The 10,847-nt window shown below is 54.0% G+C and carries 7 protein-coding genes and 2 pseudogenes; 4 read left to right on the top strand and 5 right to left on the bottom strand.

The window, feature by feature from the left end:
* Nucleotides 1-295 precede the first annotated feature (295 nt).
* The 4 genes and pseudogenes from NFS35_RS21490 to NFS35_RS21475 all read right to left on the bottom strand — a co-directional run bounded on the left by NFS35_RS21490 (nt 296) and on the right by NFS35_RS21475 (nt 3,127).
* Entirely contained in the window at nt 296-955 is a 660-nt protein-coding gene (locus NFS35_RS21490) for a histidine kinase dimerization/phospho-acceptor domain-containing protein (RefSeq protein ID WP_330640397.1), read from the bottom strand.
* Nucleotides 952-1,047: pseudogene (locus NFS35_RS29750) on the bottom strand (helix-turn-helix domain-containing protein); the annotation flags it as partial. The gene NFS35_RS21490 and the pseudogene NFS35_RS29750, both read right to left, overlap by 4 nt.
* A gap of 14 nt (nt 1,048-1,061) precedes the next feature.
* A pseudogene (locus NFS35_RS21480) lies at nt 1,062-1,550 on the bottom strand (4-hydroxy-tetrahydrodipicolinate reductase); the annotation flags it as partial.
* Between the two features lie 233 nt (nt 1,551-1,783).
* A complete protein-coding gene (locus NFS35_RS21475; RefSeq protein ID WP_251209123.1) occupies nt 1,784-3,127 on the bottom strand; it encodes an MATE family efflux transporter in 1,344 nt (447 codons plus the stop codon).
* 134 nt (nt 3,128-3,261) lie between these two features.
* Here NFS35_RS21475 and NFS35_RS21470 point away from each other — a divergent pair, with 134 nt between their 5' ends.
* Complete coding sequence (locus tag NFS35_RS21470; protein WP_251209122.1) at nt 3,262-4,158, top strand: LysR family transcriptional regulator; 897 nt, start codon at nt 3,262-3,264, stop codon at nt 4,156-4,158.
* A gap of 168 nt (nt 4,159-4,326) precedes the next feature.
* Here NFS35_RS21470 and NFS35_RS21465 read toward each other — a convergent pair whose 3' ends face one another.
* Nucleotides 4,327-4,857: a hypothetical protein gene (locus tag NFS35_RS21465; protein ID WP_251209121.1), complete on the bottom strand. Its 531-nt coding sequence runs from the start codon at nt 4,855-4,857 to the stop codon at nt 4,327-4,329.
* A gap of 852 nt (nt 4,858-5,709) precedes the next feature.
* Here NFS35_RS21465 and NFS35_RS21460 point away from each other — a divergent pair.
* From NFS35_RS21460 to NFS35_RS21450, 3 genes are read left to right on the top strand one after another with little or no spacing between them, the layout of a single operon-like run.
* The gene (locus NFS35_RS21460) at nt 5,710-7,086 is read left to right on the top strand and encodes an MATE family efflux transporter (RefSeq protein WP_251209120.1); all 1,377 of its coding nucleotides are present in this window, start codon (nt 5,710-5,712) and stop codon (nt 7,084-7,086) included.
* A gap of 25 nt (nt 7,087-7,111) precedes the next feature.
* The gene (locus NFS35_RS21455) at nt 7,112-8,893 is read left to right on the top strand and encodes an ABC transporter ATP-binding protein (RefSeq protein WP_251209119.1); all 1,782 of its coding nucleotides are present in this window, start codon (nt 7,112-7,114) and stop codon (nt 8,891-8,893) included.
* Entirely contained in the window at nt 8,877-10,772 is a 1,896-nt protein-coding gene (locus tag NFS35_RS21450; RefSeq protein WP_251209118.1) for an ABC transporter ATP-binding protein, read from the top strand. The genes NFS35_RS21455 and NFS35_RS21450 overlap by 17 nt, the downstream gene beginning before the upstream one ends.
* Nucleotides 10,773-10,847 lie beyond the last annotated feature (75 nt).

Genomic DNA, 10,847 nt, shown 5'->3' with positions numbered 1-10,847 from the left:
CCTCATCTTTTTGTACTTAAACACCAAGGATACGGGCAGTTTCAAAAAGATGGGGATAAAAATGTCTTAAGGATAAGGCAGTTATGCCCTTTTCCACGATGCAGTCTGCAAATAATTTTAAAGGAGTTTTAATCATTTTGGGAAATTGATTCGTTATTATATATATAACGGATTATATCCGTGAATATTTCAAAGCTATACAAGCGCTTTTGGAAATAATTTTGACGGATATAAAGTGATAAGGGATAGTCAGGAATATTCTCTTACTTTTGGCGGGGAACTTAACGATGAGAGTTTACAGCAAATCCACAAAGTCAAAACGCTCCGGGCGCAGCTGTGCGGCCCCGTTTTCCAGCGCGGATAGATCCAGCAGGGTGGTGATCAGGCCGCTCATGCGCTCCGTCTCCCGGATGATGACCTGGTAGTAGGCCTGCCGCCTGGCTTCGTCCGGTTCGTCCTGCAGGCCCTCCGCATAAGCCCGGATGACGCTCAGGGGCGTCTTCATTTCATGGGAGAGGCTGTCCGCCAGCTCTTTCCGCTCCGCCAGCAGGCGCTGCTTCTGCGCCACATCCTGTTCCAGCTTCCCGTTGGCCTCTTCCAGAGCCGCGAATGCCTGCTGCAGGCTTTCCGCCATTTGGTTCAGGCTTGCGGACAGCTCACCGAATTCATCCCCGGTATTCACGGCGCAGGGCGCGGAAAAGTCCAGCTGTGCCATCCGGCAGGCCGCCCGGTTCAGCCCGGAGACGGGCTCCGAGATGAACCGTCCCATCAGGCGGTCCACCCCCAGGACCAGAAGGGTGACGAACCCCAGCCACAGCAGCAGGGAGATGTCCGGGTGGACGGGCAGCCTGGTGGAGACCACATAGGAGATCACCAGGAGGACGCCGGCCAGCTTGGACACCAGGATGATTTTATTCCGTATGCTTCGCATCGTAAAAGCGTTTCTCTTCTTCATGCCGTCACCTCGAATTTGTAGCCGGAGCGGATGAGGGTTACGATATAGCTTCCCGCGCTTCCCAATTTCTGCCGCAGGGTCTTGATATGGGTGTAGCGCTTTTTATCATAAGCGCAGTTCCGCTGGGGGCATCTTTTTTCTGGTTGTGATGATGCTCTACTATCTGGATATCTGTGTCTAAGCTAATTTTCTTTGCATACCATTTCAGGGTCTCGATGAAATCATGCAATGCGACACTGAAGTTCCCGGCCATGAAAACCGGGATTTTGGCGGCCAGTTGGCTGATTTTTTCCATGTCTTCAGGAGAGAATGCCGTGGTAGCTATGACAAGAGCCTTTCCCATTTTTTCATATTTGGAGTAGCTGTCTTTCCTGAAAGATTCGGCATTCGTACAATCAATGAAGAGGTCGCAGTCCGTTGCGGCTTCTATCTCATCGATGACCGGCAGATTAGATTCACCTCCCGCAAGCGCTGATGCCGTCTGGCCCACAAATGGGTTTCCCTTTCTGGCAATGGCATGGCTTATAACGATGTCATTTCTGCGGAGCCCATTTTTCAGAATGGCCCGGCCCAGGTTTCCGGTACATCCCACGATTGCTATTCGTATTATTGCGTTACCCCTTTCGTTATGGCAGTCTTTGTCTGAACCGCTGCATCTTGCGTTAGCTGCGTTTTCGGTATTTATGCTACATAACGCCAGAATTTACCATACTGCATTGATTAATCGCATATAGCTGGCGTTATGCAGTCAGGTTGCTCGGAAATTTAAACTGTTAAGCAGTATACATTATATCACTGTGGCATGGGTTTTTCTACCGTTTTCAGAAATCATCCCTTTTCCCCATTCCCCAGCTTCCGGCATTCTCTGCGGTAGAAGAAGACGGACAGCCCCATGGCGATGCTCCAGCCGATGGGCCAGGCGCTCCAGATGCCCAGGGAGGACTGGGTCCAGCCCGAGAGCACAAAGGCCAGCGCCACCCGCAGCACCAGATCCGTGAAAGTGGCGGCCATGAACTGGCGCATGGCGCTGACGCCCCGCAGTATCCCGTCCGTCACCAGCTTGGCGGACACCACGAAATAGAAAGGGGACAGGATCCACAGGAACTGCCTGCCGGTCAGCAGCGCTGCGGCGGAATCCCTTTCCATGAACAGAAGGAGCAGGTATCTTCCGAAGAAGATGTACAGGATGCAGAAAGGGACGCACAGGCACCAGACCATTTTGATCCCGGCCCGGAAGCATTCCCGGATGCGCCCGTATTTGCGGGCGCCCAGGTTCTGGGCCGAGAAATTGGAGATGCCGTTGCCGATGGTGGTGAAGGAGGTGATGACCATGTTGTTCAGCTTCACCGCGGCAGAGTACCCCGCCATGACAGAGGGGCCGAAGCCGTTGATGACGCTCTGGATCAGGATGTTTCCCACGGAGATGAAGCTCTGCTGCAGGATGCTGGGGATGGCAATCACCAGGATTTTTTTCAGAAGCCCGCCGTCGAACAGGAGTGTCTTTTCCTGGACGGGGATTTTCCGGAGTCTGATCCATATGGCCAGGACGGCCAGGACGCAGCTGATTCCCTGGCATAAAAAGGTGGCCCAGGCCACGCCGGCCACTCCCATGTCAAAGGCTTTTACGAACAGGATGTCCACCGCGATGTTGGAGGTGGAAGACACCGCCAGGAAATAGAAGGGCGTCCTGGAGTCCCCCAGGGCGGAGAAGATGCCGGTGGAGATATTGTAGAAGAAGACAAAGGGCAGTCCCCATATGTAAATGTCCAGGTAAAGCCTGGAGTCCGCGAACACCTCCCCGGGCGTGCGGATCAGATGCAGCAGGGGGCCGCACCCGAAGATGCCGGCAAGCATCAGCGCGGCGCAGAGCATGGCGCTGAAAAGGCATGCCGTGGACACGGCGGTCTTCAGTCTGCCGTAGTCTTTCGCGCCGAAGAGTTGGGAGACGACGACGGAGCAGCCCATGTTGCAGCCGAAGGCGAATGCGATGAAGATTAACGTAATTTCGTAACTGTTTCCCACGGCTGCCAGGGCGTTCTCGCCGATGAACTTGCCCGCCACCAGGCTGTCCGCGATATTGTAGAGCTGTTGGAAGAGGATGCTGCCGAACAGGGGCAGGCAGAACTTCCACAATACTTTTTCCGGTTTTCCTACTGTCAAATCCTGATTCATGATATCATGCCCTTTCTCTGGATGCTGGACGCGTCTGCGTTTTCTGGGGTTTACATCTTTCCCATGCTGTATTATAATACGGTTCATAGAATATGAAAAATATATATTATATATCATAGGGATACAGAAAAGATATGGATATCGATTTTGAGTATTATAAGATATTTTATTTCGTTGCAAAGTATGGGAACATCACGAAAGCGGCCACCGCGTTAGGCAGCAACCAGCCCAATGTGACGCGGATCATGAAGCTGCTGGAATCCCAGCTGAACTGCAGGCTGTTCGTCCGGGAGGCCAGGGGCATCAGCCTGACGGAGGAGGGGGAGCTGCTCTATTCCCATGTGGAGATCGCGTACAGGCATCTGCTGAACGCCCAGGAGGAGATCAGCAGGCAGGACGCCCACAGGGGCGGCACGGTGGAAATCGGGGCCACGGACACAGCGCTGCATCTGTTTCTGCTGAATGCGCTGCGGGGCTTCAAGCTGGAATACCCCGCCATCCGGATCAAGATCCACAACCATACCACTTTGGAGACGGTGAAGTACCTTGTCAGCGGGAAACTGGACTTTGCCATGATCACCACGCCTTTCGAAGTGCCGAAGACGTTTTCCCGTGTGAATATACTTGATTTTTGGGAGATTCTGGCCGGGGGCACCCAGTATAGGGACCTATGTCAGACCCCCCTGGAATTGAAAGATGTGAAGAAGTATCCCTGGATCGGCCTGGGCCGGGGGAGCGCCACTTACCAGCTGTACAAGGATTTTTTCATAGCCCATGGGATAGATTTGGAACCGGACATGGAGGTGACCACCTCGGATTTGATGCTGCCGCTGATTGAGAGCAATCTGGGGATAGGCTTCGTGCCGGAGAAGCTGGCTTTGCCCGCCCTGGAAGAGGGGAAGCTGGTGCGGATTCCTCTCAACTGCGAAGTCCCCAGGCGCTCCATACAGATTGTGCTGGACAAAGGCCGGGGCAGAGGGCTGGCGGCGGACACTTTCTATAAATATCTGATAGACCGGGTGCGGAAGTGACAGGAGAGAAATCAGGCCTGTGGGCACCGCGGCGGAGCCGGCGGCCGCAGGCATCAAAATGGCGATGGAGGCGGGCCGCCTGCTCTTCGGTGAGGCGGCTCTTGCCGCAGAAAGAGGCCACCAGGTCAGGGACGGAGGGCTTCGTTGTTCTTCAGTCTCATGGTGGTCCTACCTTTTCCACTTTTCCTGTTTATGCCCGGCTTCCTCCAGACGGCTGCGCATGGTCTCCAGGAAGTCCAGGAAAGCTTCCCGTTCCTGTGCCTGGACTGTGTCGGGGATGCCGTACATGGTCTTGCTGCCGGTGTCGCCGATGTCCAGAATCTCGCCGAAAGAGCCGTATCCCTTGCGGTATTGCAGGCAGGCCTGTGTGTACTTTGGCTCATAGGACACGCTGGTTATGGCTTCCATATCCAGGAACACGGCTTCGCTGTGCTGGGTCAGATCCCGGTCGATCTGCACCAGCACGACCTGGCCGTCGGCGGGCCGATAACCCAGGATATAATGGTAGAAAGTGGTGGTATTCGTGTCGTATACAAAGCCGCGTTGGAATTTCGATGCGGTCTCCGTGGCGTGGAGGATGGTATAGCTGCCGCCCTCGGGGACTGCCTCGTCGAACATTTTGCGCATGAGCGCTTTCTTTTTCTCGCATTCTGCGGTGTCATATACCAGTTCTTTTGTCTTTTTGGAAAATAAGCCCATATTCGGGGAGCCTCCTTGTCTGTTATTTTTCAATGGGAATTGTCGGAAAGACACTTCCTTGGCCATAGTATACGCCTGCTTTGGCGGGAGTGTCAATATGCAAATATATTTATAATAGTTATGAAAAGGTAAATATATTTAAAAAGGCAGCAGTCCGAACGGCTGCCCCAATTTTAAGTATGAGAAGGAGATGAGATGAACAACAAAAATGCCCCGCATATCTTATGCAACACACATCAGCCCATACATTATCGCACATATAAGCAAGCTGATTATACTTACTTTATTTGTTCTATAGTTTGCATTTGCAGTGACAGTGTATTATTCTCAATTCCCTTTATTTCAAATACAATAACCGCCATTCCTATCCCTGCACATATTTTGCAGCCATCATCGGCCTTGCCCATTTCCTCTGCTCTGTGCTGACCGTCCCCGGCTTTCGGTAGCTGATATAAGATGTGGCACATCCTTGCCAGGGCAGTGACCTTCGCCTGCAAGCAGGACGGGGTGCCGGGCATTTACACCGGCGGAATGCGGTGCTTCGGTTACGGCGAAATGGAGTCGTCTGAAACGATGTCCTGAAAATATGTTCTGCTTGCTCTTGACAGACAGTGCATATGCTGTTATAAATGATTCTAGGGCTGAAGTTGCTCAATCATTATCATAGAAAATCAATATTTGCAGACTTTTCTTCCTATATCCACAGTTAGTTTATGACATGCTGCAGACCGCCGGAATTTACAGTAGGAAAATGGGCAAAGGTATCCTGCCGACGGTCAGCAGTGGGGATACACGGCGAGTATTACCAGTGCGTAGTACAAATCGGTCCTGCAATAACCGGAGGGATGATTTATGCACATATTACATACTGGCAGCCATGGGCACCATTCTGCCGGGACGAAGGACATGACACAGGGCAACCCCTACTCCCTGATGGTGGGTTTTGCGCTGCCCATATTGTTAAGCCAGATTTTCCAGCAGCTGTACAACACGGCGGATGCCTTTATCGTGGGAAAGTGCCTGGGGACTAACGCCCTGGCGGCTGTCACCTCCTCCGGCACGCTGATTTTCCTGATGATCAGCTTCGTCATGGGTACGGCCATGGGGGCGGGGGTGGTCATCTCCAGGTATTTCGGCGCGGGAAAGGAAGAGGAGGTCTCCCGGGCCATCCACACGGTGCTGGCCTTCGGCATCGTAAGCGGAGTCGTTCTGACTATCGTGGGCGTGGCCCTGACCCCCACGTTCCTGGCCTGGATGCAGACGGATCCGGAGGTGATGCCTGAGGCGGTGGAGTATTTCCGCTATTACTTCCTGGGCTCCCTGTCGATGGTGATGTACAATATCTGCCGCAGCGTCATCAACGCCCTGGGGGACAGCCGCAGGCCGCTGTATTACCTGATTTTTTCCTCGCTGCTGAACATTTTCCTGGACTGGCTGTTCCTGGCGGTGTTCCGCTGGGGCGTCTGGTCGGCGGCGGTGGCCACGGTGCTGTCCCAGACGGGGAGCGTGGTGCTGTGCATGGCCTATCTGCTGCGGAAGGGCAATATCTTCACGGTGGAGCTGCGGAAGATCCGGTTCCACCGGGACATGTTCTCGGAAATCGTCCGCTACGGACTGCCCTCCGGGGTGCAGAACTCCGTGATCGCCTTCGCCAATGTCATCGTCCAGTCCCAGATCAATTCCTTCGGCAAGCTGGCCATGGCGGCCTACGGCACCCAGGCCAAAATTGAGGGTTTCGCCTTTCTGCCCATCACCAGCTTCAACATGGCCAGCACCACCTTCATCAGCCAGAATCTGGGGGCGAGGCAGTACGACCGGGCGAAGAAAGGTGCGCGGTTCAGCATCCTTGCGGCGATGCTCCTTGCGGAACTGATCGGGGTGTGCTGTTTTGCCTTTGCGCCTTACCTGATCGGCTTTTTCGACCAGACCCCCGGGGTGATCGCCTTTGGGGTGCAGCAGGCCCGGACGGTGGCGCTGTTCTACTGTCTGCTGGCGTTCTCCCATTCGGTGGCGGCTGTCTGCCGGGGAGCGGGCAAGGCCTTTGTGCCCATGTGCGTCATGCTGTCGGTGTGGTGCGTGATACGTATCCTTTACATCATCCTGGTGATGCGGCTGACCGGGGAGATTGGCTATATTTACTGGGCTTATCCCCTGACCTGGGGAATCAGCTCCGTGATTTATCTGATATATTACCTGCGCTCTGACTGGGTGCACGGGTTTGAAGAATGAGGATATCGGAAGAAAGGGAATACATATGATTTTCGGAAAACACATTAACAGGTACTATCTAAGGTATGCCGGCTGGCTGATTTTCGGTCTGCTTTCCCTGGTGATGGTAGATTTTCTGCAGCTGGAGATTCCCAAGATCTACCGGCTGGTGATTAACGGCATGAACAGCGGCAGCGTCAGCGTGGATGGGGTACAGACCGCGTTCGACATGGATTTCCTGCTGGACGGTATCTGCATGCCTATGATGAAAATCGTGCTCGCCATGGTGTTCGGGCGCTTCCTGTGGAGGATTTGTTTCTTTGGGGCTGCGGTGCGGCTGGAGGCAGATCTGCGGAACCGGATGTTCAACCATGCCAAGGACCTGAGCCGGGAATATTATCAGGTCAATAAAGTGGGAAATCTCATGAGCCTGTTCACCAATGACCTGGACACCGTGCAGGAGTGTTTCGGCTGGGGCGTGATGATGTTCTTCGATGCGCTGATGCTGGGCGTGCTGGCTATGATAAATATGTGGAAGATGGATTCAGTGCTGACACTGCTGTCTTTGATTCCCATGGCCTTTCTGCTGGCGGCGGCCACGGTGGTAGGCAGGCAGATGATGAAGAAATGGGATATCCGCCAGGAGGCTTTTTCCAGGCTTTCCGACTTTTCACAGGAGAGCTTCTCCGGCATTGCGGTAATCAAGGCTTTTGTCAAAGAGGCAAAAGAGCTGATGGCCTTTCAGAAGCTGAACGAAGAGAATGAGGAGGCCAATATTGACCACACCAAGTCTTCCGTGCTGCTGCGGATCATGGTGATGCTGTTCGTGGAGAGCGTCATCTGCGTGATTCTGGGCTATGGCGGCTATCTTGTGTATATGGACAGATTCAATGCGGGACAGCTGGTGGAGTTCATCGGTTATTTCAACGCCGTTATCTGGCCCATCATGGCGGTGGCGGAGCTGATCGACATGACATCCCGGGGCAAGGCCTCCCTGGACCGCCTGGGAGAGCTGCTGGACGCGAAAATCGATGTGGCGGACAGAAGAGGAGCGAAGGGCATTCAGAATATCCGGGGCGACATAGAGTTTCGGAATCTGACTTTCCGTTACCCGGACGGGGAATACGATGTGCTGAAGAACGTGTCCTGCAGCATTAAGGCGGGGGAGAACGTAGGTTTGGTAGGAAAGACCGGTTCCGGCAAGACGACGCTGGTGGATTTGATTCTGCGCACCTACAATGTTCCCGACGGGACGCTGTTCATTGATGGGCACGACGTGAATGAGGTGAAAATCCGCGATTTGAGGGCCGGCTGCGCCTACGTGCCCCAGGACAACTTCCTGTTCTCCGATACCATCGAGAACAATATCGCCTTCGGCGTGGAAGAGCACAATACCAGAGCTGTCACCCAGGCGGCAAGGCTGGCGGACGTGCACAGCAATATCAAGGAGTTCCAGCAGGGTTACAACACCATACTGGGGGAGCGGGGCGTGACGGTGTCCGGAGGCCAGAAGCAGAGGATTTCCATTGCCAGGGCGTTGATGAAAGACGCACCTATCCTGATTTTGGATGATTCTGTATCCGCCGTGGATACCAAGACCGAGGCAGCGATCCTGGAGAACCTGCGGGAGGCCAGGCAGGGCAAGACCACTATCCTGATTGCCCACAGGGTCACCACCATTGAGAAGATGGATAAGATTCTGTTCGTGGAGGACGGGGAGCTGGTAGCGGCGGGGCCTCATGAGGAGCTGTATGGGACCTGCCCGGAATACCGGAAGATGGTAGACCTTCAGAAGCTGGAGGAGGAAGGAGATGTCCGCAATGAATGAGTATCTGCCTGTCCTGATTGTAGGAAGTATCATAGGCGCTTTTACGATAGCCTTTCTGGTGGCCTGGGCGGCGCTCCGGAAAGTGAAAGATGAGCCTGAGAAAGAGCGGAACATGCCGGATAGGGAAATCGTCCGGCGGCTGATGCAGTATGCGAAGCCTTATTGGAAAAGCTTTGTCCTGGTATTTTTCGTCATGCTGTTTTCCATTGTGTATGATCTGGTGTCCCCGCTGATCATCGGGAGGATTCAGGGCCTGATCAAGGATGACTTTGAACTGAGCCGGCTGTACGCCATGGTGGGGATGTACGCGGGGATTTTGGTGGTGTCCATGATCTGTACTTATCTTCAGGCCATGATTCTGCAGAAGACCGGCCAGAAGATTCTGTCCCAGATCCGGATGGACGTGTTCACCCATATCGAGACTTTGAGCCATGAGCAGCTGAACAATATCCCTGTGGGCAAGCTGGTGACCAGGGTCTCCAACGACCCCAATGCCATCTCCTATATGTTCACCAATATCCTGGTGACGCTGGCGAAGAATTCCATGGTGATCGTAGGGGTGCTGGGGGCCATGCTGATGCTGAACTACGCGCTGACGCTGATGGTGCTGTGCTTCGTGCCCTTTGTGGTGCTGTTCACCGTGATTTTCCGGAAGTTCTCCCGCAGGGTGCATCTCCAGGTGAACAATGCCACCACGGACATCAATACCTATCTGTCCGAGAACCTGTCAGGCATGAAGATTACCCAGATTTTCAACAGGGAGGAGCGGAAGCTGGGGGACTTCCTGGATCGTAGCCGGAATCTGCAGAAAGCCAAGATGAACAGGATGTTCGTCTTCGGCATTTTCCAGCCCATGGTCTATATGCTTTTCATTTCATCGAACTTATGTTTGTTCTATTTCGGGGCCAAGGGCTATATCAAGGACATCCATTATTTCGGTCAGGTGATTGACAGCAGCATCATGGTGTCCTTTTATATGTATATTTCCCGGTTCTTTAACCCTATCCAGAGCCTGGCGGAGCAGTTCGACATGCTGCAGCGTTCTTTTGCGGCGGCGGAGAAAATCTTCACCATCCTGGACATGGTGCCGGAGGTGGTGGATGAGCCGGATGCCATGGAACTGCCGGAGATTCGGGGGGAGATTGAGTTCCGGGACGTGTGGTTTTGCTATAAGCCGGATGAATGGGTGCTGAAGGGCGTCTCTTTCCATGTGGAGCCCAAGCAGACGGTGGCTTTCGTGGGTTCTACCGGTTCGGGGAAGACTACAATCCTTAGTCTGATCTGCCGCAATTATGATATCCAGAAAGGGCAGATCCTCATCGACGGCATCGATATCCGGAAGATAAAGATTTCTTCTCTGCGGCGGCATTTCGGCCAGATGCTCCAGGACGTGTTCCTGTTCTCCGGCGATATCCGCAGCAATATCCTGCTGCGCAAGGAGGGCGTGACGGACGGGGAAGTGTGGGATGCCTGCCGCTATGTGAACGCGGATTCCTTTATCGGCAAGCTGGAGAACGGCCTGGACGAGGTGGTGCGGGAGCGGGGCAACAATTTCTCCGCGGGCCAGCGGCAGCTCCTTTCCTTTGCCCGCACGATTATCCATAAGCCCTCGGTGATGATCCTGGACGAGGCCACCGCCAATATCGACACGGAGACGGAGTTGCTGATTCAGGACAGCCTGGAGAAGATGAAGAATATCGGCACCATGCTGATCGTTGCCCACAGGCTTTCCACCATCCAGCACGCGGACAATATCATTCTGCTGTCCCACGGCCAGATTGTGGAGCAGGGCAGCCACCAGGAGCTGCTGCACCAGAAAGGGCGGTATTACGATCTGTATACCCTGCAGTACAATAAGCAGATGCTGCAGAATGCCTGAATTGCCGCGTGTGCTTCCGCCGTTGCGTCCTGTCCTGGCGCGCAGAGGGTCTCCGGAATGCGAGTTTCCTTTTGG

The sequence above is a fragment of the Acetatifactor aquisgranensis genome, assembly GCF_943193215.1.
Lineage (GTDB): Bacteria > Bacillota > Clostridia > Lachnospirales > Lachnospiraceae > Acetatifactor > Acetatifactor aquisgranensis.
Note: the sequence above shows the minus strand (reverse complement) of the source record. Positions and strands in the feature narration are given on the sequence as shown.

Coding starts and splice junctions, on each gene's coding strand:
- NFS35_RS21490 (WP_330640397.1), bottom strand. CDS start 955: ATGAAGAAGAGAAACGCTTTTACGATGCGAAGCATACGGAATAAAATC.
- NFS35_RS21475 (WP_251209123.1), bottom strand. CDS start 3,127: ATGAATCAGGATTTGACAGTAGGAAAACCGGAAAAAGTATTGTGGAAG.
- NFS35_RS21470 (WP_251209122.1), top strand. CDS start 3,262: ATGGATATCGATTTTGAGTATTATAAGATATTTTATTTCGTTGCAAAG.
- NFS35_RS21465 (WP_251209121.1), bottom strand. CDS start 4,857: ATGGGCTTATTTTCCAAAAAGACAAAAGAACTGGTATATGACACCGCA.
- NFS35_RS21460 (WP_251209120.1), top strand. CDS start 5,710: ATGCACATATTACATACTGGCAGCCATGGGCACCATTCTGCCGGGACG.
- NFS35_RS21455 (WP_251209119.1), top strand. CDS start 7,112: ATGATTTTCGGAAAACACATTAACAGGTACTATCTAAGGTATGCCGGC.
- NFS35_RS21450 (WP_251209118.1), top strand. CDS start 8,877: ATGTCCGCAATGAATGAGTATCTGCCTGTCCTGATTGTAGGAAGTATC.